The 244-nt window shown below is 75.8% G+C and carries 1 pseudogene; it reads right to left on the reverse strand.

The window, feature by feature from the left end:
* A pseudogene (locus tag EF918_RS37615) lies at positions 1-244 on the reverse strand (hypothetical protein); the annotation flags it as partial.

The raw sequence follows: 244 nt of genomic DNA on the forward strand, positions 1-244 counted from the left end.
CCGTACGCTCACTCGCCTCCGGCTCGTCGGCCTCCGCCTCCGGCTCCGACTTCGTCCCGGGCTTCGGCTTGGCGTCGTCCTCGGCCGCGCTGACCGGACGGGGCGCGCGGAAGACGGCCGTACGCTCACTCGCCTCCGGCTCGTCGGCCTCCGCCTCCGGCTCCGACTTCGTCCCGGGCTTCGGCTTGGCGTCGTCCTCGGCCGCGCTGACCGGACGGGGCGCGCGGAAGACGGCCGTACGCTC

It is taken from the genome of Streptomyces sp. WAC06614, from assembly GCF_003949795.1.
GTDB lineage: Bacteria > Actinomycetota > Actinomycetes > Streptomycetales > Streptomycetaceae > Streptomyces.